This window comes from Pseudomonas sp. LB1P83 (genome assembly GCF_054897885.1).
In genome coordinates this window covers 600,539-623,831 of record NZ_CM142709.1, presented here as the reverse complement: position 1 = coordinate 623,831, position 23,293 = coordinate 600,539, and the positions used below count along the sequence as shown (strand labels likewise).

Here is a 23,293-nt window from a genome sequence, read left to right as displayed (position 1 = left end):
AAAGGGAGAGGGAACTGACCGAGGGGGCTCACGTTATACATCGACCTAAAAAATCGAGTCGAACTCAGGCATCGAGAACGATGAATATCCGCTCCCTTTCCCCCTCTCCCCACTGGGGAGAGGGCTGGGGTGAGGGGTCGATTTCAATTCATCCGCAAAATCCAGACTACAGTTAAACCTCCATCCCCCTTCACACGGACGTGAAGCATGCCCACCCGCACCTCCTCCAACCTACGCCAATTCGCTCGTCACCTGCGCGCCAATCAGACCGACTGCGAGCTCCTGCTCTGGCAAAAACTCCGATCCCGGCAACTCGCCAATCTGAAGTTTCGACGGCAGTTTCCATGTCCACCTTATGTCCTGGATTTTTATTGCATTGAGCTGAAGTTGGCCGTCGAGCTGGATGGTGGTCAGCATTATGAGACGGCGGGAAAAATCCATGACCAGCGTCGAACGCTTTACCTTCAGCAGCAAGGTATTGAGGTTGTGCGGTTTAGCAATCTGGAAGTAATCGAGCGGATGAGTGAAGTGCTTGAGCAGATCATAAGAATTGCTGTGAATCGAACGTCGTGATTCTGATCTTAAATCCACCCTCACCCTAACCCTCTCCCGGAGGGAGAGGGGACTGACCGAGTTGTTCTTAGAGTTACATCGACCTGAAAAATCGAGTCGAACTCAGGTTTGGATACGATGAAGATCGGCTCCCTTTCCCCCCTCTCCCCTCTGGGGAGAGGGCTGGGGTGAGGGGTCGATTTCAAACCGGCTGCAACTTTTGTTGAAACACACTGACCCCATCCAGATCCCGCAACACCACACTCATCTCCCCCGTCTGCCCCTCAATACTCACCTCGCCAAAAAACTGAAACCCGGCAAACGGCGAGGTGTTCTGTGCAGGTGGTGCCTTCTCGAAAACCACCTCTGGGCCGAACGTCTTATCCAGCGGATTAGGCCCGTAGCTCCCCGCATTCAACGGCCCGGCGACAAACTCCCAGAACGGTTCGAAATCCTGAAACGCCGCGCGATCCGGGTGGTAATGATGCGCTGCGCAATAATGCACATCCGCCGTCAGGAAAACAAAATTGCGCACTTGCTGCGCCCGCAAAAAGCCCAACAGTTCAGCGATTTCCAGTTCACGTCCCTGGGCCGGACCGGGATCACCGTTGGCCACCGCTTCCCAACGCGCCACACCCGGGCTGACTTCTCCGTCGGGGACGCCTAGGCCGATCGGCATGTCGGCGGCGATGACTTTCCATTGTGCACTGGAGGCTTTCAACGAAGCCTTGAGCCAGTCGAGTTGCTCACGACCGAGAAAGGGTTTGGCGGCGCCGAGGTTGTCGTCATTGGCTTCGCGATAGCTGCGCATGTCCAGCACGAACACATCGAGCATCGGCCCATAACCGAGCTGGCGATAAATTCGCCCGCCACCATCGGCGCTCTGCAAACGCATGGGCGCGTATTCGAGCCAGGCCTGCCGGGCGCGGCCCACCAGGCTGGGGATATCTTTGCTTTTATAGCGCTCGTCCAGCTGTTTGCCCGGCGACCAGTTATTCACCACTTCGTGGTCATCCCACTGCCAGATCTGCGGGACTTCGGCGTTGAAGCGACGGACGTTTTCGTCCATCAGGTTGTAGCGGTAGTTGCCGCGGTAATCGTCGAGGGTCTCGGCGACTTTGCTCTTGGCTTCGCTGGTGATATTGCGCCATACACGGCCGCTTTCGGTGGTCAGTTGCGCCGGCACCGGGCCGTCGGCGTAGATGGTGTCGCCGCTGTGGATAAAGAAGTCCGGCAGGCGCAAACGCATGGCTTCATAAATGCGCATGCCGCCAATGTCCGGGTTGATGCCGAAGCCCTGGCCGACGGTGTCACCACTCCAGACGAAACGGATGTCGCGCCGGGTTTGCGGCACGCTGCGCAAGTGGCCGAACCAGGGTTCGCTGGCGACGCCACTCTGGGCGTCTTCGAAATACACGCGATAGAAAATCGCCTGATCGGCCGGCAGACCGGTGAGTTCGACCCGCGCGGTGAAATCGCTGCGCGCATCGGCCACTGGCGAGACGAATCGACGAGGGTTGCCGAACAGGCTGCGGGTGTCCCATTCCACCACCATCCGCGCCGGCCGGTCGCTGCGACTCCAGATCATCGCCCGGTCACCCAGCACATCGCCGGACTGCACGCCATCGGTGAGCAGCGGACGATCCTTGACCGAAGCGATGACTGCCGGCGCCAGGCCTGGAAGCAAAAGCCCTGCACCGACGGCTTGCATGACACGACGGCGGCCAAGGTCGAATTCGCTCATGGTGTTCTCCCTGAAAAGGAAAACTAAAGCACGTGTGCATGAAACCGGTGTGACACCGCGCACCCATGTAGGAGCGAGGCTTGCCCGCGAAGACGGTTTAACATCCAACAAATATGTGTCTGTCAGATCGCCTTCGCGGGCAAGCCTCGCTCCTACAGGGATGGTGTCAGGCTTTGGCGGGTTCCAGTGCCATCTCAACAACTTCAGGCCGCTTGAGCAACGCATACGCCACGGCCGTCAACAGACTCCCCGCCACAATTGCCAACAGATACAACAACGCATGATTGATCGCATTCGGGATCGCCAGCACAAACAGCCCGCCGTGCGGCGACATCAGCTTGCAGCTGAAGTACATCGACAACGCGCCAGCCAGTGCACCTCCGGCGATACTCGCTGGAATCACCCGCAACGGATCTTTGGCGGCAAACGGAATGGCCCCTTCAGAGATGAAGCACATACCCAGCACCAAGGCTGCTTTACCCGCCTCACGCTCGGTCTGCGCGAACTTGCGGCGAGCAATGAACGTGGCAATACCCAAACCAATCGGCGGCACCATGCCGGCAGCCATGACTGCCGCAATAGGCCCATAACTGGCATTCGCCGACGTCATCAACCCGACAGAAAACGCATAAGCAGCCTTGTTGATCGGTCCGCCGAGGTCGACGCACATCATGGCGCCAAGCACCACGCCTAGCAGAACTGCATTGGCAGTGCCCATGGTTCCCAGAAATCTGGTCATGCTACTGAGCAATCCTGCTACCGGCTGCCCCACCACATAAATCATGATCAAACCAACAAACAGGCTGGCCAGCAACGGGATGATCAGGATCGGTTTCAGAGCCTCAAACGTTTGTGGAAGACGCAGTTGACGACCGATAACGGCCGCACTGTAACCCGCGAGAAAGCCAGCGATGATGCCGCCAATGAAGCCCGCACCCAACAGGCTCGCGAGCAGCCCGCCAATCATTCCGGGAGCAATGCCCGGCCGATCTGCAATTGAATAAGCAATGTATCCGGCCAGCAATGGCACCATCAATGTGAACGCTGCATCACCGATCTGTTTGAGCGCAGCCGGCAGCGTCCCAGGCTCTTTGAATGCGTTGATGCCGAATGCAAACGACAACGCAATCATCAACCCACCCGCCACCACCATCGGCAACATGAACGACACGCCCGTCAGCAGGTGTTTATAGACGCCAGTCTTCTCCTGCTTGGTCGGGCCTTTGGCGCCGGCCGAAGCGGTTTCCTGCTTGCCTTCGGCCAGCGCCTTGTTCAGCGTCGCTTCGGCATGCTTCAGGGCAATGCCAGTGCCGCAACGGTAAATCTTCTTGCCGGCGAAACGTTCGGTGGCGACTTCGATATCGCAGGCCAGCAGCACCACATCGGCATCGGCAATCGCTGCGGCGCTGAGTGGATTGCGCGCACCGACCGAGCCCTGGGTTTCCACTTGCAGGTCGTAGCCCAGACGCTTGGCCGCTTGCTGCAAGGCTTCGGCGGCCATGAACGTGTGAGCGACACCGGTCGGGCACGCCGTGATCGCCACCAGACGTGGTGCGCTTTGAACAGTGACGGCAGGTTGCGCGACAGCTTCGGGCGCAACATACACCTGAGCTTCTTCGGCGCCTCGGCGCAGCACCGCTTCGACATCCTGCAGCGCCTGGGCCGGCGTACTCTGAAACACGCGTTTGCCAACAAACCGAGACATATCCACTGGCGCACTGGTGACCAGCAACACCCACTCCGCGGCCTCAATCGTGGCCGCCGACAGCTGACGTTCCGGATGCGCGGCATCAACCACTTCGACGCTGGTGCTCCAGCCCTGACGCTGGGCCGCTGCGTCGAGCAAACGGGCGCACAGCACACTGGTGACCATGCCGTTCGGGCAGGCCGTAACAATGGCTAACTTCATGACAAACCCTCTTATTGTTCTGTCAGGCGGCGCACGCGCACACCCTGTTCGAGCTGCGCCAACTGCGCGGCATTGCCTATACCGAAACCGATCTGTGTGACCGCCATCGCGGCAATCGCCGTGGAGGTGCGCAGGGTCTGTTCAGGCGTATCGGCGCTGAGCAAACCGTGGAGCATGCCGGCCAGCAACGAATCGCCCGCCCCCACCGTGCTGACGACGCTGACCTTGGGCGGCGTGGCGTGCATCGCCGAGCCGACACTGAACCAGTTCACGCCGTCGGCACCGTGGGAGATCACCACATGCTCGATGCCTTGAGCGTGCAAGCGACTCGCCGCTTCGGCCTGTGCCGTCACCGAGATCACTTCGCAGCCCAGCGCGTCGGCCAGCTCTTCGGTGTTCGGCTTGATCAGCCACGGGCCAGCCTTGAGCGCAGCACGCAAGGCTTCGCCGCTGGTGTCGAGAGCGACGTTTAAGCCAAGGTCTTTCAAACGCACAATCAACGCCTGCAACCACTGAGGACTGACCCCTTGCGGCAGGCTACCGGCCACGACGACCGCGTCATGACCGGGTGCAATCTGATCGAGTCGATCCAATAAGGCCTGTTGCGCAACCTCACTCACCATCGGCCCCGGACCGTTGATGTCGGTGATGCGCCCGTCGGTTTCCGCCAGTTTGATGTTGCTGCGCGTCTCACCGGGAACCCGAATGAACGCATCGACAAAACCGCGCTTGGCGAACAGGGTTTCGAACGCTTGAAGGTTGTCCTCACCGAGAAAACCGCTGACCGTCAGCTGATGCCCTAGGTCGTCCAGCACCTGCGCCACGTTCACGCCTTTACCGGCGGCGTGGGTGTGCATTTCGTCGCTGCGATTGACTTGGCCGGGCTCAAGGCGCGGCAGTTGCACCGTCAGGTCCAGTGCCGGGTTGAGCGTCAGGGTCAGTATCCTGGCCATTACAGGGCCTCCACTAATGCGCGCACTTCATTGGCGCTGCCCACGGCCAGGGCCTGCTGGGCGAGAATTTTAGTTTGGCTCAGGCTGAGTTCGCGGATGCGCGCCTTGACCTCGGCAATGCTGCGGCCCGACACGCTCAACTCATCCACGCCGAGGCCGACCAGCACCGGCACCGCCAGCGGATCGGCCGCCAGCTCGCCGCACACGCCGACCCACTTGCCGTTGGCATGGGCCGCGCGCACAGTGATGTCGATCAGTTGCAGCACCGCCGGGTGCAAGCCGTCAGCCTGGGCCGACAACGTTGGGTGACCGCGGTCGATGGCCAGGGTGTATTGGGTCAGGTCATTGGTGCCGACGCTGAAGAAGTCGACTTCCTTGGCCAGCACCGGAGCAAGCAGCGCCGCCGATGGCACCTCGATCATGATCCCCAGTTGCAGGTCGGCGACCGGGATTTCCAAGCGCAGACGTTCGGTCATGTCCCGCGCCTGGCGCCACTCATCGACGCTGCCAACCATCGGAAACATGATCCGCAGCGGGCGGTTGTCGGCAGCACGCAGCAAGGCACGCAATTGCGCCTCCATGATCTGCGGACGTTGCAAGGTCAGGCGAATGCCACGCACACCGAGGAACGGGTTTTCTTCTTTCGCAATCGGCCAGTACGGCAGCGGTTTGTCGCCGCCGACGTCGAGGGTGCGGACGACCAAGGGACGACCGGCCAGGCCATCGAGGACGCGACGGTATTCGACTTCCTGGGTCGCCTCGTCCGGCGCCTGGGAATGGGCCATGAAAATCAGTTCGGTGCGCAGCAAACCGATGCCTTCGGCGCCCTGTTCCACCGCGCTGGTCACGCCAGCGCTTTCGCCGATGTTGGCGAACACTTCGACCGCATGACCGTCGGTGGTCAATGCCGGTTGATGGCGTTGCTCGGCCGCCGCTTTGAGGCGCTGTTCGCGGGTGTCACGTTCTTCGGTGGCGCGCTGCAAGGTCGCCGCGTCGGCGTCCACGTGCAGGCGACCGCGCTGACCATCAATCAACAGCGGCGTGCCCGGCGCCAGCAGCAACACCGCCGCACCGGCGCCGACCAAGGCCGGAATGCCAAGCGCCCGAGCGACAATCGCGCTGTGAGCGGTCGCGCCGCCACGGGCCGTGAGAATACCGGCCACGCGGGTCGGATCGAGACGGGCTACGTCGGACGGACCGACTTCGTCCATCACCAGAATGTACGGTTGATCGGGTTCACTCGGGGTTTCGACGCCACAGAGCTGCGCCAGCACCCGACGGCCGATGTCGCGCAAGTCGGCAGCACGCTCGGCGAGTAACGCATCCTGCAGCGATTCCTGTTGCTTGGCCGCCGCTTCGATCACCGCCATCCACGCCGCTTCGGCGCTTTCGCCTTGCTTGAGGCGGGTGTCGACTTCATCGGTCAGTTCCGGGTCGTCGAGCATTTCCTGGTGGGTGATGAAAATCTCGCGAATGGCCTTGGATTTGCTGCGTTCGATCAGGCCTTCGATGTCGCCGCGCACGTGCGCCAACGCCTGCTTGAGACGCTCGCGCTCGATCGCGGCAGACTCACCACGCAGCGGGTAATCGATGGTTTGCAGCACTTGAATGTGCGCCGGGCCGATGGCGATGCCCGGTGCAGCGGCAATGGCCTGGACCAGGCTGCCGGACGCTGGCGCGAGGAGCACTTCGGCCACATCGGCAAACACTTCGCGCTGCTGGCTCACGGCTGGCAACGGCTCGACTTCTTCGCCCAGGCCTTCTTCGATGGCGGCGAGCAAGGCTGGCAAGGCATCGGCGGCGATGCTCGGTTCGGCGACGAATTCCAGCACCTGACCGCGACGGGCGCCGAGGCTGAGCAATTTGCTCAAGCTTTTTACCGACACGGCACTGTCCTGGCCATCAACGATGCGCACGCGGATTTCCCCTTCAAAACTCTTCGCCAATTGCGCGAGGATCTTCGCCGGGCGAGCGTGCAAGCCGTGGGCGTTGGCCAACGCAATACGAGCGCTCGGCCAATCCGCTGGCAGTTCACCGCCCAGCACTTCAAGGACTTTACGGCTGCTGGTGGCGCGGCCCAATTCGTGGCCACGGCCTTCGATCAGCAACGCACAAAGACGTTCGAGCAGGGCCTGATGCGCCTCACCGAGGCTGGCCAGGCAGAACAGGCCGCTTAGCGGCTGGCCGAGGTAGCGCATGGGTTTGTCCGGTGTGACGAAGGCCAGGCCCGGACGCTTGACCGTTTGCTCGCTGTGCAACCACCAAAGGCCATCGCCCAGCGGCAGCGCTTCGACTTGCTGCAACACGGCGGAGAAACCGTTGCTCACGCAATCCGCCTGGCGCAGCAAACGCGCACCGCGCCACACCAGTTCTTCGAAGTCATCGGCGGAGACACCAAGGCCGATCATCTGCGCATCCAGCGCCAGTTCTTGTGGTGCGCCTTGTAGCAGTTTCAATAAAGCTTCGGCGGAACTGGCGCGACGCAGAGCCTGGCCCAGGTCGGTTTCACCGAGAGCGCGAGTCAGCAGTTGCAGCAGTCGCAAGTGTTCATCGGATTTGGCGGCGATGCCGATCGCCAGGTAGACGATCTGACCGTCGCCCCAGTCCACGCCTTCGGGAAACTGCATCAGTCGCACACCGGTGGAAAACACCTGATCGCGGGTTTCCGGCGTACCGTGGGGGATGGCAATACCTTGACCGAGAAAGGTCGAGCCCTGGGCTTCGCGTGCTTGCAAGCCGGCAAGGTAACCCTCGGCCACCAGGCCATCGGTGACCAGATGCCGGGCCAGCAGTTGCAAGGCTTCGGACTTATCCACAGCCGACTGGCCCATGGATATCTGCTCTATGGTGAGCTCGAGCATGCTTTCTCCTTTTTGGCGTCTGTTGGCGCCAGGTATTGTTTTGAATGATTCCAGCTTAGGCGCTTAGTCTTCACTTTTGGCGGTTTCGCGGCAGAACCGGCCAAATGCGCTTATAACGTAGAAAATACGCTTGCTGAAACGTTTAATCTAGAATCATTGGCACGTTACTCGATTATGTCCCATCCTTGAAGTCCAACTTGTCGGAAGCGTTGCGACAATGGTCGTCTACCGTAATCGGGTAGGATTGGCGAAAATGTCGGCCGAAAAACAAGGAAAGCCCGCGTTGAAACTCAGTGATATCGCACAATTGGCCGGTGTGTCCGTTACCACCGCCAGTTATGTCATTAATGGCAAGGCCGAACAGCAACGTATCAGCAGTGCCACCGTCGAGCGCGTTCGTGCGGTCGTCGAACAACATGGCTTCACACCCAACCCCCAGGCCGCCGGGCTGCGCAGTCGGCACACGCGCACCTTGGGCTTCATTCTGCCGGACCTGGAAAACCCCAGTTACGCACGAATTGCCAAACTACTCGAGCAAGGCGCCCGGGCTCGCGGCTATCAATTGCTGATCGCCAGCTCCGACGATGCGCCGGACAGCGAACGGCAATTGCTGCAACTGTTCCGCGCCCGTCGCTGTGATGCGTTGATTGTCGCCAGTTGCCTGCCGGCCGGTGACGACAGCTATCGTCAGTTGCAAGCCAAGGGCATGCCGATCATCGCTATCGACCGGGTGATGGAGCCGGAGCATTTCTGCTCCGTGATCAGCGATGATCGCGAGGCCAGCCTGCAACTGACCCGCAGCCTGCTCGATCCGCTGCCCAAGCAAATCGCCCTGATCGGTGCACGGCCCGAGCTGAGCATCAGTCAGGAACGTGCCGCCGGGTTCAAGGAAGCCCTGACCGGGTTCAAAGGCGAAGTGCTGATCGAGCACGGCGAGTCGTTCAGTCGTGAGTGCGGCAAGCAGTTGATGGAAGACCTGCTTCAGCGCCTGGGGCATTTGCCGGATGCGCTGGTGACCACATCCTACGTGCTGCTTCAAGGTGTGTTCGATGCCTTGCACGACTTTCCGCTGAAAACCCGCCCGCTGCGCCTCGGCACCTTCGGCGACACGCAGTTGCTGGACTTCCTGCCGCTGCCGGTCAACGCCATGGCCCAGCAGCATCAGTTGATTGCCGACAAGGCCCTGGCACTGGCACTGGCCGCCATCGAGCAGTCCGATTATCAACCCGGCGTGCAGGCCATCGCGCGGACCTTCAAGCAGCGTATTCGCCAGGACTGAACCGTGGAGCTGATCGACAGCCACACTCATCTGGATTTTCCGGACTTCGACGAGGACCGCGCGGCGTTGCTCGCCGAGAGCCGCGCCCTCGGGGTGCGGCGGATGGTGGTGCTGGGGGTTTATCAGGGCAATTGGCAGCGAGTCTGGGACTTGGTGCAAAGCGATCCCGATCTGCATGCAGCGTTCGGGTTGCACCCGGTGTATCTGGATCAACATCGCCCTGAAGACTTACCCGAACTCGGTGATTGGCTGACCCGCCTGGCGGGTCATCGGCAATTGTGTGCGGTGGGCGAGATCGGTCTGGATTACTTCATCGAAACCCTCGACCGCGAACGCCAACAGACGTTGTTCGACGCGCAACTGCAACTGGCGGTAGATTTCAATCTTCCGGCACTGATTCATGTACGGCGCAGCCATGCGGCGGTGATTGCCACGCTCAAACGTTTCCGACTGAAACGCGCGGGCATCATTCATGCCTTCGCTGGCAGCAAGGAAGAGGCTCGCGAGTACATCAAGCTCGGTTTCAAACTGGGCCTGGGCGGTGCCGCGACCTGGCCGCAGGCGTTGCGCATGCACCGCGTCCTCGCCGAACTACCGCTTGATTCGGTGGTACTGGAAACCGACTCGCCGGACATGGCGCCGGTCATGTTTCCCGGTCAACGCAACAGCCCGGTGCATCTGCCGGCGATCTGCTCGGCACTGGCCGGGATCATGGGGATCACTTCGGAGCAATTGGCTGCGGCCAGCACCGCCAATGCCTGCGAGTTGTTCAGCTGGTAATCAGCCCTGCACAAAAACCTGTGGGAGCGAGCCTGCTCGCGATAGCGGTATGACAGCCGACACTGATGTCGACTGAAAGACCGCTATCGCGAGCAGGCTCGCTCCCACTTTTGGTCCCTGTGTGCTGTCAGACCCGGAATGCGCTGATCAGCTGTTTGAGTTCCAACACCTGGGCCGACAACGCGCGACTGGCATCTTCGGTCTGGTGCGCACCTTCGGCGGTGCGCTCGCCGGCGCGGTTGATCTCGACGATGTTCTGGTCGATGTCGTGGGCCACCGCGGTCTGCTGCTCCACCGCCGCGGCGATCTGTTGGTTCTGGTCGACGATCATGCCGACGGCGCCGAGGATGTTTTCCAGCGCCTGCTGGACCTTTTCCGACTGCCCGACGGTGCCATCGGCCACTTGATGGCTGACGCCCATGGCCTTCACCGCCGCGCCGACACCATTTTGCAGCTTGGTAATCATCTGCTCGATTTCTTCGGTCGATTGCTGGGTGCGCTTGGCCAGGGTCCTGACCTCATCGGCCACCACCGCAAAACCACGCCCCTGCTCACCGGCCCGAGCGGCTTCAATCGCGGCGTTGAGCGCCAGAAGGTTGGTCTGCTCGGCGATGCTTTTGATCACTTCCAGCACGCGGCTGATGGATTGGCTGTCGCTGGCCAATTGATTGATCACCCGTACCGACTGATCGATCTCACTGGCGAGTTGCGCGATGCTGCCCTGTTGGGACGCCACCAGGCCACGACCGCTGATGGTCTCGTCGTTGACGCTGTGAGCGCTGCTGACCGCTGCGGCGGCACTGCGCGCCACTTCAAGTGAAGTGGCCGACATCTGGTTCATGGCCGTGGCGACCTGCTCGATCTGCGAGCGCTGCCCCGCCACCGCCTGGTTGCTTTGGGCAGAAACACTCTCGACCTGCCCGGCCTGACGCTCAACCTCATTGACGGTCTGGCCTACGCGTTCGATCAGGTCATGGATTTTCTTCACGGTGCCATTGAACACCTCGCCCAACTCGCCCAATTCATCGCGGCTTTCGGCGCGGAAGGTCACTGTCATGTCACCCGCCGCGACTTTGTCCAGCGTCGCGCCAAGGCGCTTGAGGGTGGTGCGGGTCGAGGCGTAGAAGCCGCCGTAGAGGTAAAAAATCAACACAAACACCACCGACAGCGCCACGGCCTGCAAGACCATGTGGGTGCGGTTCTGCTCCAGTCGCTGTTGCAACTGGGTGCCAAGGAACGTCAGGGTAGCTTCGTTGAGTTGGTAGGTCTGGTCCATCAGGCCGGTGACCTGATCGTAAAAGGCCTGCCACGGCGCATCGAGGGTGTCGGCCATCACCACCTGTTCTTCGAACAGTTCACTGGCCTTTTTCAGGGAGGCCTTGCTGCTGTCGGCCTGGGCCGTCAGGGTGTCACGCGCCGCTTTGCTGGAGCCCAATGCGTCATTCAGCTTCAGACCGTATTCACCCTGGAGCTTTTCGATCTGCGCCAGCAACTCATCGAACCGGGTGCTCGACGACGAATTGAGAAAACCCTGCCCCAGCGAATAGGAACCCATCGCCCGACCGTCGCCCAGGATCTGGGTCACCGGTGGCGTGACATTGGTAATGAGTTCGCTGAGCTGACGCATGTCGCTTTGACTGTCACGGCTCAGGCCTGCTTGAGTGGCGATGATCTGGCTGAAAATCTGTGCATTACCGAGCAGTTTGCCGATCAGCGCACTTTTACTTTGCAGGGAGGTTTCCGCTTGCTGGGCCTTGAACCCGGCAATCATTTCATCGCGTTTGCCGTCGAAAACGGAGATCTGCTCCGGGTCAGTGGTCATCGCCGTCAGCCCTTGCAGGCGGGCCAGAACACCTTGTTCCAACGTACTGATCTTCGTCTCGACATTGCCGGCCTTGCCGGACTGGCCGAGGGTGACGTTGATTTGCACCAGATTGTTCAGGGTTTCCAGATCACGCCGCAGGGTCAGGCTGCTGCCGAGCAGGTCGAGGCTTTGCAGTTCGACCTGGGTGCCCTGGAACTCACGATAGGAATCGCGCACCAGATAGAAGTTGGTCACCAGCATCGGCACGAGGAACAGCACACTGATCAGGCTGAACTTCATACCGAAGCTCAAGCGATTCATCAGCGCGACGGCGGGATAGAGCAAGCTCTTCACTGGAAGTCTCCCTTTTGATTCTTATTTTTATTGGCAGGCGCGGATCGACGGCAGATAGCCACTATTTAGCGCTGACTCTGTATAGCTTAAATCGGCAGGGGGTTTTGTAACTTAAGGTTAACGGCAGATCGCCGGTCTTGAATCAGATGAACATCTTGTGGCGAGGGAGCTTGCTCCCGCTCGTCTGCGAAGCAGACGCAATGCCGGCGAGCGGGGTTTCCTGACATATCGCGTGGCCGTTTGAGGGCGCTGCGCGCCCAGCGGGAGCAAGCTCCCTCGCCACAATGTCATTCACTTCAGACAGCTATTGGGTTACGGGAGGACCGTCCACAGCGCAAAACCTGCATACCAGAGCACCGCCGCACGCAGCAGTAACTCCCAGATCCGGTCCAGGCTGTTGATGCCATCCGGTCCGACGACCGGCGCAGGAATTTCACCGGCCACCAGCCCGACTTTCTCGATCAGTTGGGCGGCGCTGATGTTCCAGTTCAGCAGTTCATGCAACATCACCCGGCTGACCGCCACAAAGTTTCCGACCAGCGCAAAACTGGCCGCCAACAGACGCACCGGCACCCAATCAAACGCGTGACGCAACTGTGCAGCGCGTTCAACCACGGCCGGGTTCTGCCCGTGCTCTTCGGCCAACGCCAACAGCCGGTAGCTCAGGGCGGCGACCGGCCCCAGCACGAAGTACCAGAAAATCACCGCGAAAAAGCTCTGGTAAGCCTCCCACAGCAAATGGCCTTCGACCCGCTCAAGCAGTTGCTCGCCGTTATCGGCGCAGATGTCCAGGTCGCGCTTCGCCACATGGGCAGCCGCTTGCAGGTCTTCCCGGCGCCAGGCATCGCGAAACGGACCGAGGCCGGCCAGCAAATCGCCGCGACCCAGGCTGTAAATCACCACCAGCAGGTGCACGGGCAACGCCAGCAATCCGTAAGCCACCGGCTCAAGCACCACCAACAGCAAACCCAGCAGCGCTACTGGCAGCAACACCAGCACCACCAAAATCAGCCATGGCCGATTGATCAGGCGCGGACTGACTTCAAGCTTGTTCAGTTCAAGTACCCAACCACCATCACGTTGGACCCGATGGCGCAGGGCCGAGAATTTCTCGATCCAGACAGCCAACAGCAACACCAGAAAACTCATTGTTGTTCCTCTTGTTCCAGAGCGGCTTTTGCCAGGGCGGCGCGATAGCGTGCCCAGTCGAACGCGGGTCCGGGATCCGTCTTGCGCCCCGGTGCGATGTCGCTATGCCCACAGATGCGCTGTGCGGTGATCGCCGTAAACGTGCTTTGCAGCTGTCGGGTCAGCGTCGTCAACGCTTGATACTGGGCGTCCTCGAACGGCAGATCATCCGTGCCTTCGAGTTCGATGCCCACGGAAAAATCGTTACAGGTTTCACGCCCCTCGAAACTCGAGACACCGGCGTGCCAGGCGCGCTCAAGACAAGAGACAAACTGAGTGACGGTGCCGTCACGCTCAATCAGAAAGTGCGCAGACACCCGCAGGTCAGCAATCCCCTCAAAGTAGGGATGCTCCGTGACATCCAGACGGTTCTGGAAAAATTCCTGCACCTTGCCGGTGGCGAACTGCGCTGGCGGCAGGCTGATGTTGTGGATCACCAGCAGGGAAATTTCGCCCGTGGGGCGCGCATTGAAGTTGGGCGAGGGGCATAAATGCACGCCCTGACACCAACCGCTCGCGGGGTCCAACTGCATACAGGTTCCTTCAACGACGACTGTGTTGGCGCCCAGTATGCCGCGATAGGCCCTCAGGGCGCGATCACTTGCCGCGATTGAGACGCCGCAGATTACCAAGGACTGATTCCAGGGCCCGGTCGAACAGTAAGGTGTCGTCCAGCGCCCGCACCGCGCCACGGCGAAATTCCAGGGCCAGGCCGGTGCGGTTGCGCTCCAGCACTTTCATCCCGGTGCGGTTGACGAAGATGTATTTCCCGGTCGCTTCGATGATCGCTGCCAGCTTGCACCGAAGGGTGTTTTCGTCGTCTTCCTGAAACTCGACCCAACAGCCGGGGCGCAATTGATCGACCTGAAACAAACCGGCATCGTCCGCCGGCAACCGTACTGACACCGTATCGGCCGGTCCCTCGTCAGTGGTTCGCAGCACGATTTGCTGCAGCACTTCGACCAACTCCGGCGGCTCGACAGACTGATCAACCGCATGGTCCGGGCGCTCGAACAGTTGCACGTGCAAGGTTTCCAGCTCACTAAAAAACTCACTGGTGGCGAACGGATCGAAGGCCGAGCTGCTCAGCCCGTCGCGCAAGGACTTCAGCAACCCGGGCACCAGCGCCAACAGACGCAGGCCGGCATCCGGCTCGTCATGGCGCTGCACACTCCAGATCAATTGCTCCATGGCTTGCACGTCGGCATGCCATTCCGCGGATGCATCACCGTGCTTGAGGCAGGTCAACAACAGCACTTTGCTCCAGGCTTCCTGGACGAAGACCGCCACACCTTGGGGCAGCACTTTGCCCAACAGCGCCTGATTCAGCGCCTGCTCGACACGCTGGCGAGCCAGTTCGGTCCTGGCGCGGCCTTCTTCGGCGTCACGGGTGCGTTGCTCCAGCAGTTCGCTGCGACGGCGCTCGTCACTGGTGAAAGCGAGAAAATCCGCGAGCAACTCGGAAAAGATCGCCGGATCGTCAACAAAGTCGTTCAACAGACGCTGCACCACTTGCTCGATGCGCAGGTACAGGCTGTCACGCTCGTGGTCATCGCACTCGCCCCAGCCCATGGCGGCAGCGGCGATTTCGTTGAGCAGACGCCGGGCCGGGTGGCTAGCGCGGCTGAAGAAGCTCTTGTCGAGCACCGCCACTTTGAGCATCGGGATCTGCAAACGGCCAATCAGCGCCTTGAGGGAGTCCGGAAGGTTGCGGTCATCAAGGATGCATTCGAAGAGCATCGCGATCAGGTTGATCACGTCTTCGTCAGCCACGCCGACCACGCGCGACTTGCCACTTTTGACGCTGACCCGGGTCAGCAGTTGTTCGAGCTGGTTACGCAGATCGAAGTCGTCCTGTGTCGCCAGCGCCGGCACGTATTGCTGCAAGTGCGAGAGCAGGCGCAACAAGTCGCGAGTGGAAATGGGTTGGGTCTGGGCACTGGCTTCGAGGGTGGGTGCGACACTGCCGCGCACGTGCAACAGCAGTTCCTGCAACGCTGCGAAGACTTCCTGCACGCCGTCGTCGATTGGCGTATCACCGGAATGGACGCCGCCCTCGACGGGTTCGGCATGGGCGCTGGCGGTCGCATGATCGGTGGCTCGCCGCGTGGGCGCGGGCTTGAGGTCAGGCAACACGCCGGTCGCAATGAGCAATTGATTGGCCTCGGCGTACAGCTGATCAGCGCTGCTGAGCACGTAGCGGTCGAACAGCTTGAGAATGATCAGCTTGACCTTGATCTCCACCCCCAGGTTGCGCCAGGCCTGCAAGAAATACTCACAGAGCCTCTCCGGCCCCAACGGGTTGTGCTGATCGTCTAATGGCTTGCCCAGCAGAGCACTGAGTCGGGCTGTCAGTTGGTCAATGGCGAAACCGTCGCGGTTCAGCACTTTGCTGACCATGGCCTCCACTGCAACTCGACGCTCCACGTCGTCATTGGACAATGCATCGGCATCGAACGCCGATGCCTGAGGCAGGGCCGCCTGGGTGTTGTCGTACTGCGAGAGGCTGACGAATGCTTCAAAGAATTGTTCGAGAAAACCGCGCTCGATGCTTTTTCGCTTGAGTCGCAAGTCGCGCATGGCTTCGAAGAATCGGTTCTGCTCGACGTCGTTGCGGGCCCGATCAGCCATTTCGAACAGCGTGTCGTCGGCGTTATCAAACAGCTCCTGCAGGCCATGCCGGAGCTGTTGGGTGGCCTTGTCGCGAACCTGAAGCAGAATCACAGGCAGGCGGGCGAGCGGCGATTGAATCGCCTGATCCGTAGCCGCCTTGTGCAAAGGCACTACATTCCCGTCGTTGTGCATCCTAGCCTCCTGAAACGGTGATTCTGCGAATAATCGTGAACCCAAAAACACGTCAAACCCATGACGTCAAAAGCAAGGCGGATTATCTTGCAAAAGAGCCCCCGTGTGCCAGCAGACTCTGCGCTTCGTATTGAAATAGACGCGCAGGGAAGACGTTGACTTAGTGCCGATGATTCAAGGGAATCGACCAAATGCAGGTTTGCATGCGACTGGAACGGCTCTGATGCCTTGGGTTGCCTCGCGCCATGGCCCTATAATCGGGCCACATAGTTTGTGGAGCCCGTTATGCCGAATCTACGTCTCGCCGATTTGACCGCCGAAATCGAAGCCAACGTGCGCCGTGCGTTGCTCGAAGACATCGGCAGCGGCGACATCACCGCGCAGCTGATCCCGGCCGAACGCCTGGCCAAAGCCACCATCATCACCCGCGACGCTGCGATCATTGCCGGCACCGCATGGGTCGATGCCGTTTTCCGGCAACTCGATCCACGGGTTGCGGTGCACTGGCAGGTGCGCGACGGCGAAAGGGTGAAACCCAATCAGGCGCTGTTCCACCTCGAAGGCCCGGCACGCTCGCTGCTGACCGGCGAACGCTCTGCGCTGAACTTCCTGCAATTGCTCTCGGGCGTGGCCACGCGCGCGCAATACCTCGCGGATTTTGTCGCCGAGACGCAGGTGAAGTTGCTCGACACCCGGAAAACCCTTCCGGGGCTGCGTCTGGCGCAGAAGTACGCCGTGACCTGCGGCGGTTGTCACAATCACCGCATCGGCCTGTACGACGCCTTCCTGATCAAGGAAAACCACATCGCCGCCTGCGGGGGCATTCCTGAAGCCATTAACGCTGCGCACAAGATCGCCCCGGGCAAGCCGGTCGAGATTGAAGTGGAGAACCTGGCGGAATTGAAAGAGGCCCTGGCAGCGGGTGCGGACATCATCATGCTTGATGAGCTGAGCCTGGATGACATGCGTGAAGCCGTACGCCTGAACGCAGGCAAAGCCAAACTGGAGGCCAGCGGCGGTATCAACGAAAACACGCTGCTGCCGATTGCCGAAACCGGGGTGGATTACATTTCGATTGGGGCGATGACCAAGGATGTGAAGGCTGTCGACCTGTCGATGCGTTTAAGCCTCTGAGAATGAAAAAACGCCAGCCTTATTGAGGCTGGCGTTTTTGTCAGACCACCAGATTGTTCATCTCGCAGTACTCTTCCCACTCGACGCCCAATACTTCGGCCGCCTCCTTGTGCAGCGCCAGGCGCGCAGCCTCGAACTCTTCAGGGCTCGAGGTGTACTTGAGCGTCAGCTCCCACGGCTGCAAGCCCTGGGCTTCCGCCTCATCTTCGAACGCCCACTGGATCTGGTCTTTTTGATCGTCGGCTGGCAAGTCCTTGATCTCGTCGGCTAGCTGGGGCGTATCCAGCAAGTACTTTTTCAGTGCTTCTTCGTGTCTGGCTTCTTGAGTCAATTCTTTAACGGTCATGTCGTTCTCGCTGATCTGGGGAATGGAAGATGGATCTGGATCATCAAGGATCTCTCTGACGCAAAAAACCGTTTGAAGCCCGGTTTGTCTGGCCTTCAGAACCATTCGGGGATCATCTGAAAACTGCAAAGTGGTGCGTGTTCAACGTCCGAATATAGGACGTTTGGTCGACGATTTATATGGACTTTTACATCAAATCTACAAAAAAACCGTCGGTCGGGCTTTCTGCAAATTTTCCTTCGCTACCCAGGAACATCGCTCAAAAGGTAAAGTCATAGCGATGTGCCATCTAGGCACTTCACAAGGAACCCGGTGATGCGCAATTTTTCCAAGCTTCCGTCTACTCTGTTGGCAACCGGCATGGCTGCCCTTCTTCTTGGTGGCCTAGCATTGTCCAATACCGCTCAAGCCGGTCTTGAGTACAAATCCGACGGCGCTAACTCTTCCGATAAACTCCTCGCCTACCACAATTATTACGGCACATACGTGATGGCCAGATCCAACGTCAGTGCTGATGACGTGGAACAACTGCAACGCCTTGTCAAGGCCAATACGGCTGATATCGAAACGCTGAAAAAAACCGTCAGCGAGCAGGCGCGACTGATCGAAGAGTTCAAAAAGAACACAGGCTCCAGTTCAAGCTCGAATGCCAGCGAAGTGGACAAACTCAAGCGCACCGTCAGCGAACAGGACACTGGCCTGAAAAACCTCGCCAAGGCCATGGACGAGCTCAAACGCAACAGCGGCTCGAGTTCCAGTTCCAACACCAGCGAAGTGAACGACCTCAAACGCACGGTTAGCGATCAGAACACCGGTTTGATAAACCTCGCCAAGGCAGTGGACGAACTCAAACGTAATAGCAGCTCGAATTCCAGCTCCAGTTCCAGCGAAGTCAGCGACCTCAAGCGCACGATCAGCGAACAGGAAAACGGTCTCAAGAAGCTCGCCAGTCAGATGGACGATCTGAAACGCAGCAGCGGCTCGAACTCCGGTTCAAGCTCCAGCTCGAGCGAAGTGAATGAACTCAAGCGCACTGTCAACGAACAGGAAAACGACCTGAAACGGCTTGCCAGCCAGGTGGAAGACCTCAAGCGCAGTGCAGGATCGAGTTCCAGCTCCAGTTCCAGCGACCTGTCCAGCCTTAAACGGGAAGTCAGCGATCAGGACAATCAACTCGATCAGCTCAAACGCACCGTGGACGATTTGAGCAGAAAGGTGAAATAACAGGGGAATGGTGCCCGAGACAGGAATCGAACCTGCGACCTTCGCGTTACGAGTGCGCTGCTCTACCAACTGAGCTACACGGGCGGTGAGCTAAACCTAGCACAGCTTTCGCGAGGCGCAACCGCAAGTCCGTCTCGGTTTATTGCAGCCAAAAAAATGCCCCGCAGCTTTCACTGCGGGGCATTTTTTACAACGTTGAAACGGTCAGGCGTGGGGTGATTAAACGCCCGAAGCCTTGGCCGCTGCTACGTCTTTGATGGACAGCTTGATACGGCCGCGGTTGTCCACGTCCAGTACCAATACTTCCACTTCCTGGCCTTCTTTCAGGATGTCGGTCACTTTCTCTACGCGAGCGTCGCTCAACATGGAGATGTGAACCAGACCGTCCTTGCCAGGCAGGATGTTGACGAATGCGCCGAAGTCGACGATGCGCTCAACCTTACCGACGTAGATCTTGCCGATTTCAGCTTCTGCGGTGATGCCCAGAACGCGCTGACGAGCAGCTTCTGCAGCTTCCTTGGTTTCGCCGAAGATCTTGATCGTGCCGTCGTCTTCGATATCGATCGAAGCCTTGGTCTCTTCACAGATCGCACGGATGGTCGCGCCGCCTTTACCGATGACATCACGGATTTTGTCGGTGTCGATTTTCATCGCGATCATGGTCGGAGCGTTTTCCGACAGTTCGGTGCGGGACTGACCAATGATCTGGTTCATCTGACCGAGGATATTCAGGCGCGCTTCCAGGGCTTGGCCCAGAGCGATTTCCATGATCTCTTCGGTGATGCCCTTGATCTTAATGTCCATCTGCAGCGCGGTCACACCTTTGGCGGTACCGGCTACTTTGAAGTCCATGTCGCCCAGGTGGTCTTCGTCGCCCAGGATGTCGGTCAGGATGGCGAACTTCTCGCCTTCTTTAACCAGACCCATGGCGATGCCGGCAACCGGTGCCTTCATCGGCACGCCGGCGTCCATCAGGGCCAGGGAAGCGCCGCAGACCGAAGCCATGGAGCTCGAACCGTTGGACTCGGTGATTTCCGATACAACACGGATGGTGTACGGGAACACGTCAGCGGCAGGCAACATGGCTGCAATCGAACGACGGGCCAGACGGCCGTGACCGATTTCGCGACGACCAGCGCCACCCATGCGGCCACACTCACCTACCGAGAACGGAGGGAAGTTGTAGTGCAGCATGAACGGGTCTTTTTTCTCGCCTTCCAGGGTGTCCAGCAGCTGTGCATCACGGGCAGTGCCCAGTGTTGCAACGACCAGAGCCTGGGTTTCACCACGAGTGAACAACGCCGAACCGTGGGTCTTTGGCAGAACACCGACTTCGATGTTCAAAGGACGTACAGTCTTGGTGTCGCGGCCGTCGATACGTGGCTTGCCGTTTACGATGTTTTCGCGAACGGTGCGGTATTCGATTTCGCCGAAAGCGGCTTTGACTTCGCTGGAGGAAGGCTGGCCTTCTTCACCGGACAACTTGGCAACCACCTGGTCTTTCAGTTCGCCCAGACGAGCGTAACGGTCGGCCTTGATGGTGATGGTGTAAGCCTGGGAGATCGCGTCGCCGAACTCGGCACGGATAGCGCCCAGCAGAGCGGTGGCTTCTGGCTGAGGAGCCCAGGTCCAGGTCGGTTTGGCAGCTTCGGCAGCCAGTTCTTTAACGGCGTTGATCACAACCTGGAACTCGTCGTGAGCAAACAGTACTGCGCCCAGCATCTGGTCTTCGGTCAGCTCTTTGGCTTCCGATTCAACCATCAGAACGGCTTCCGAAGTACCGGCAACGACCATGTCCAGGCTCGATGCTTTCTGTTGTTCGTAAGTCGGGTTCAGCAGGTAGCCGGTGCTTTCGTGGAACGCAACGCGTGCAGCGCCGATCGGGCCATCGAAAGGAATGCCGGAGATGGCCAGCGCAGCCGAGGTACCGATCATCGCAGCGATGTCCGGATCGGTCTTCTTGCTGGTAGAAACGACGGTGCAGACAACCTGCACTTCGTTCATGAAGCCTTCCGGGAACAGCGGACGGATCGGACGGTCGATCAGTCGGGAAGTCAGGGTTTCTTTCTCGGAAGGACGGCCTTCACGCTTGAAGAATCCGCCAGGGATCTTACCGGCAGCGTAAGTCTTTTCCTGGTAGTGAACGGACAGAGGGAAGAAGCCCTTGCCTGGATCGGCTTGCTTGGCACCGACTACGGTCACCAATACGCTGACGTCGTCGTCAACGGTGACCAATACTGCGCCGGAGGCCTGACGGGCGATACGGCCAGTCTCGAGGGTAACGGTCGACTGACCGAACTGGAATTTTTTGATTACCGGGTTCACGGTGTCCTACCTTCTTTTGTGGCTCTTGGGGAACTTGTCTTCTTGCGAAATTCTTGGGCAATGTCGGGAATCGGCCCAACAGCTGTCCAGGGTAAAACGACTATCCAGATAAAACTTGAGGCTGGGAGCCTGCCATGTGCCTGCGGGAAACCCGCTGACACACAGCAAACAACCAACCTCTAGCGCAATCGCTTATTAGCGACGCAGACCCAGGCGACCGATCAGAGCCTGGTAACGGCCCAGATCCTTGCCTTTCAGGTAGTCCAGCAGCTTACGGCGCTGGTTTACCATGCGGATCAGACCACGACGGGAGTGGTGATCTTTACCGTTGGCCTTGAAGTGACCTTGCAGCTTGTTGATGTTGTGGGTCAGCAGTGCAACTTGCACTTCTGGCGAACCAGTGTCACCAACAGCTTGCTGGTAGTCAGCAACGATTTGAGCTTTTTCTTGAACGTCGAGAGCCATGAGGCAATCCTTTTATCAGGAAACTGTTTCAAAGAAACAGCTTCAACAGGCCAGGGACAAATCCCTGTATCTATAAATGAGTAGTGACCGTGCCTGTTAACAGCCACCCTCGCCAGCCTGCTGTTACGCAGACCGGTTTCGGTCATTCCGACCGAATCAGTCGACGCGGCGCGATGCGCCCGTCTTCGCTCACTTCACCGATGCCGATGAAGCGACCGTTGTGATCCTGTACTCGCACCATGCCAAATTTCGGGGCATCCGGGGCACGTACCGGCTGGCCGTTAAGCCAGTAGAACGCGCTCGCTTCCGAGAAGTGCAGCAACGGCCAATCCAGCAGGCCGCTGTCCGAAGGCATCAGGAAGCGGTCGACCGCTTCGTTGCCGCCTTCGGCATGTACCGCTTCCAACTCTTCAAGCGTGACCGTCTGCGCCAGCGTGAAAGGCCCGGCCTGGGTACGTCGCAATTCAGCCACGTAAGCGCCACAACCAAGTTGCTCACCGATATCCTCCACCAGGGTGCGAATATAGGTGCCTTTGCTGCAATCCACCGCAAGCCGCGCAGTATCACCCTCAAAGGCGAGCAATTCCAAGCGCGCAATAGTAACAGAACGCGGTTCGCGCTCCACTACTTCGCCTGCACGGGCCAGCTTGTACAGCGGTTGGCCATCACGCTTGAGTGCCGAGTACATCGGCGGTATCTGACTGATTTGCCCACGAAAACCCGGCAATACAGCTTCGACATCGGCGCGACCAACGGTCACCGGGCGTTCCTGCAAAACGTCACCCTCGGCATCGGCCGTGGTGGTGGTCTTGCCCAGTTGCGCCAGGGTTTCATAAGCCTTGTCGGAATCGAGCAGGTATTGCGAAAACTTGGTGGCCTCACCGAAGCACAACGGCAACACGCCGGTGGCCAGCGGATCGAGACTGCCGGTGTGACCGGCCTTCTCGGCGTTCAGCAACCAGCGAACCTTCTGCAACGCGGCGTTGGAGGTAAACCCCAACGGCTTGTCGAGCAGAATGATACCGCTGACGTTACGACGGATACGTTTGACCTGAGCCACCGATTACTCCTTGGCGTCTTCGGGTTCAGCCGCTACCGGGTGCTGATTGTCTTCAGCCACCGCACGCTCGATCAGGGCCGACAGGTGCGCGCCACGCACGACGCTTTCGTCGTAGTGGAAGTGCAGCTGAGGAACGCTGCGCAACTTCATTTCGCGAGCCAACTGCATACGCAGGAAACCGGCGGCGGAGTTGAGCACCTTGATGCTTTGTGCGATGTCTTCGGCGTTGTCCTGCCCCATCACGGTGATGAAGATCTTGGCGTGACCGACGTCACGGCTGACTTCAACAGCGGTAATGGTGACCAGGCCGACGCGCGGGTCTTTGACTTCACGACGGATCAGCTGTGCCAGCTCACGCTGCATCTGATCGCCGATACGTTGGGTACGGCTGTATTCTTTTGCCATGTCTTGTTACCTGTTACTGCCCCACGGTGAAACCCGAGGGGTCTGAAAGCGGCAAACGCCCGGCCTGACAAAAGCCAGACCGGGCGTTGCGTTTAGAGTCCTGAC

Annotated in this window: 18 protein-coding genes and 1 tRNA gene; 5 read left to right on the top strand and 14 right to left on the bottom strand. The window is 59.5% G+C overall.

The features are described 5' to 3' along the window. Positions 1–207 precede the first annotated feature (207 nt). Positions 208–573 (top strand): endonuclease domain-containing protein, encoded by a 366-nt coding sequence (locus ACYZTY_RS02690; RefSeq protein ID WP_461957198.1) that lies wholly within the window; start codon positions 208–210, stop codon positions 571–573. 181 nt (positions 574–754) lie between these two features. On the opposite strand, the gene ACYZTY_RS02685 is transcribed toward ACYZTY_RS02690, so the two are convergent. The 4 genes from ACYZTY_RS02685 to ptsP form a co-directional block, all read right to left on the bottom strand. Beyond that, complete coding sequence (locus ACYZTY_RS02685; RefSeq protein ID WP_461957197.1) at positions 755–2,296, bottom strand: alkaline phosphatase D family protein; 1,542 nt, start codon at positions 2,294–2,296, stop codon at positions 755–757. A gap of 166 nt (positions 2,297–2,462) precedes the next feature. Then, positions 2,463–4,205, bottom strand: coding sequence for a PTS fructose-like transporter subunit IIB (locus ACYZTY_RS02680; RefSeq protein WP_461957196.1), 1,743 nt, complete (start codon positions 4,203–4,205; stop codon positions 2,463–2,465). Positions 4,206–4,216: 11 nt separating this feature from the next. Next, complete coding sequence (gene pfkB / locus ACYZTY_RS02675) at positions 4,217–5,158, bottom strand: 1-phosphofructokinase (RefSeq protein ID WP_461957195.1); 942 nt, start codon at positions 5,156–5,158, stop codon at positions 4,217–4,219. Beyond that, a complete protein-coding gene (ptsP, locus tag ACYZTY_RS02670; protein WP_461957194.1) occupies positions 5,158–8,019 on the bottom strand; it encodes a phosphoenolpyruvate--protein phosphotransferase in 2,862 nt (953 codons plus the stop codon). Before ptsP ends, pfkB begins: the two co-directional genes overlap by 1 nt. Positions 8,020–8,302: 283 nt before the next feature. On the opposite strand from ptsP, the gene cra reads away from it, so the two are divergent. Then, the gene (gene cra / locus ACYZTY_RS02665) at positions 8,303–9,298 is read left to right on the top strand and encodes a catabolite repressor/activator (RefSeq protein ID WP_461959240.1); all 996 of its coding nucleotides are present in this window, start codon (positions 8,303–8,305) and stop codon (positions 9,296–9,298) included. A gap of 3 nt (positions 9,299–9,301) precedes the next feature. Beyond that, positions 9,302–10,078 (top strand): TatD family hydrolase, encoded by a 777-nt coding sequence (locus ACYZTY_RS02660; protein ID WP_461957193.1) that lies wholly within the window; start codon positions 9,302–9,304, stop codon positions 10,076–10,078. 127 nt (positions 10,079–10,205) lie between these two features. On the opposite strand, the gene ACYZTY_RS02655 is transcribed toward ACYZTY_RS02660, so the two are convergent. The 4 genes from ACYZTY_RS02655 to ACYZTY_RS02640 all read right to left on the bottom strand — a co-directional run bounded on the left by ACYZTY_RS02655 (position 10,206) and on the right by ACYZTY_RS02640 (position 16,229). Further along, positions 10,206–10,910: a methyl-accepting chemotaxis protein gene (locus ACYZTY_RS02655; protein ID WP_403101462.1), complete on the bottom strand. Its 705-nt coding sequence runs from the start codon at positions 10,908–10,910 to the stop codon at positions 10,206–10,208. Positions 10,911–12,548: 1,638 nt separating this feature from the next. Continuing rightward, on the bottom strand, positions 12,549–13,385 hold the full coding sequence (gene ampE / locus ACYZTY_RS02650) for a regulatory signaling modulator protein AmpE (RefSeq protein ID WP_461957192.1): 837 nt from the start codon (positions 13,383–13,385) through the stop codon (positions 12,549–12,551). Further along, complete coding sequence (ampD, locus tag ACYZTY_RS02645) at positions 13,382–13,957, bottom strand: 1,6-anhydro-N-acetylmuramyl-L-alanine amidase AmpD (protein WP_461957191.1); 576 nt, start codon at positions 13,955–13,957, stop codon at positions 13,382–13,384. The genes ampE and ampD overlap by 4 nt, the downstream gene beginning before the upstream one ends. 64 nt (positions 13,958–14,021) lie before the next feature. After that, entirely contained in the window at positions 14,022–16,229 is a 2,208-nt protein-coding gene (locus tag ACYZTY_RS02640; RefSeq protein ID WP_461957190.1) for a DUF1631 domain-containing protein, read from the bottom strand. A 285-nt stretch (positions 16,230–16,514) separates the two neighbouring features. Between ACYZTY_RS02640 and nadC the strand changes: the two genes are divergently transcribed. Further along, a complete protein-coding gene (gene nadC, locus ACYZTY_RS02635) occupies positions 16,515–17,363 on the top strand; it encodes a carboxylating nicotinate-nucleotide diphosphorylase (protein WP_461957189.1) in 849 nt (282 codons plus the stop codon). Positions 17,364–17,403: 40 nt separating this feature from the next. Here the strand turns inward: nadC and ACYZTY_RS02630 are convergent, their stop codons facing one another. After that, positions 17,404–17,709 (bottom strand): DUF6388 family protein, encoded by a 306-nt coding sequence (locus ACYZTY_RS02630; protein ID WP_461957188.1) that lies wholly within the window; start codon positions 17,707–17,709, stop codon positions 17,404–17,406. A 315-nt stretch (positions 17,710–18,024) separates the two neighbouring features. On the opposite strand from ACYZTY_RS02630, the gene ACYZTY_RS02625 reads away from it, so the two are divergent. Next, positions 18,025–18,933 carry a hypothetical protein gene (locus ACYZTY_RS02625; protein ID WP_461957187.1) on the top strand — a complete coding sequence of 303 codons (909 nt, stop codon included), beginning with the start codon at positions 18,025–18,027 and terminating at the stop codon, positions 18,931–18,933. 8 nt (positions 18,934–18,941) lie between these two features. Here the strand turns inward: ACYZTY_RS02625 and ACYZTY_RS02620 are convergent. The 5 genes from ACYZTY_RS02620 to rbfA form a co-directional block, all read right to left on the bottom strand. Beyond that, positions 18,942–19,017 (bottom strand) — tRNA-Thr (locus tag ACYZTY_RS02620). 135 nt (positions 19,018–19,152) lie between these two features. Then, complete coding sequence (gene pnp, locus ACYZTY_RS02615) at positions 19,153–21,258, bottom strand: polyribonucleotide nucleotidyltransferase (RefSeq protein ID WP_461957186.1); 2,106 nt, start codon at positions 21,256–21,258, stop codon at positions 19,153–19,155. Positions 21,259–21,453: 195 nt separating this feature from the next. Beyond that, complete coding sequence (rpsO, locus tag ACYZTY_RS02610; protein ID WP_003176135.1) at positions 21,454–21,723, bottom strand: 30S ribosomal protein S15; 270 nt, start codon at positions 21,721–21,723, stop codon at positions 21,454–21,456. A 142-nt stretch (positions 21,724–21,865) separates the two neighbouring features. Beyond that, on the bottom strand, positions 21,866–22,783 hold the full coding sequence (gene truB / locus ACYZTY_RS02605; protein WP_461957185.1) for a tRNA pseudouridine(55) synthase TruB: 918 nt from the start codon (positions 22,781–22,783) through the stop codon (positions 21,866–21,868). A 3-nt stretch (positions 22,784–22,786) separates the two neighbouring features. Then, the gene (rbfA, locus tag ACYZTY_RS02600) at positions 22,787–23,188 is read right to left on the bottom strand and encodes a 30S ribosome-binding factor RbfA (protein WP_007942872.1); all 402 of its coding nucleotides are present in this window, start codon (positions 23,186–23,188) and stop codon (positions 22,787–22,789) included. Positions 23,189–23,293 lie beyond the last annotated feature (105 nt).

Coding starts and splice junctions, on each gene's coding strand:
- ACYZTY_RS02690 (WP_461957198.1), top strand. CDS start 208: ATGCCCACCCGCACCTCCTCCAACCTACGCCAATTCGCTCGTCACCTG.
- ACYZTY_RS02685 (WP_461957197.1), bottom strand. CDS start 2,296: ATGAGCGAATTCGACCTTGGCCGCCGTCGTGTCATGCAAGCCGTCGGT.
- ACYZTY_RS02680 (WP_461957196.1), bottom strand. CDS start 4,205: ATGAAGTTAGCCATTGTTACGGCCTGCCCGAACGGCATGGTCACCAGT.
- pfkB (WP_461957195.1), bottom strand. CDS start 5,158: ATGGCCAGGATACTGACCCTGACGCTCAACCCGGCACTGGACCTGACG.
- ptsP (WP_461957194.1), bottom strand. CDS start 8,019: ATGCTCGAGCTCACCATAGAGCAGATATCCATGGGCCAGTCGGCTGTG.
- ACYZTY_RS02655 (WP_403101462.1), bottom strand. CDS start 10,910: ATGTCGGCCACTTCACTTGAAGTGGCGCGCAGTGCCGCCGCAGCGGTC.
- ampE (WP_461957192.1), bottom strand. CDS start 13,385: ATGAGTTTTCTGGTGTTGCTGTTGGCTGTCTGGATCGAGAAATTCTCG.
- ampD (WP_461957191.1), bottom strand. CDS start 13,957: ATGCAGTTGGACCCCGCGAGCGGTTGGTGTCAGGGCGTGCATTTATGC.
- ACYZTY_RS02640 (WP_461957190.1), bottom strand. CDS start 16,229: ATGCACAACGACGGGAATGTAGTGCCTTTGCACAAGGCGGCTACGGAT.
- nadC (WP_461957189.1), top strand. CDS start 16,515: ATGCCGAATCTACGTCTCGCCGATTTGACCGCCGAAATCGAAGCCAAC.
- ACYZTY_RS02630 (WP_461957188.1), bottom strand. CDS start 17,709: ATGACCGTTAAAGAATTGACTCAAGAAGCCAGACACGAAGAAGCACTG.
- ACYZTY_RS02625 (WP_461957187.1), top strand. CDS start 18,025: ATGCGCAATTTTTCCAAGCTTCCGTCTACTCTGTTGGCAACCGGCATG.
- rpsO (WP_003176135.1), bottom strand. CDS start 21,723: ATGGCTCTCGACGTTCAAGAAAAAGCTCAAATCGTTGCTGACTACCAG.
- rbfA (WP_007942872.1), bottom strand. CDS start 23,188: ATGGCAAAAGAATACAGCCGTACCCAACGTATCGGCGATCAGATGCAG.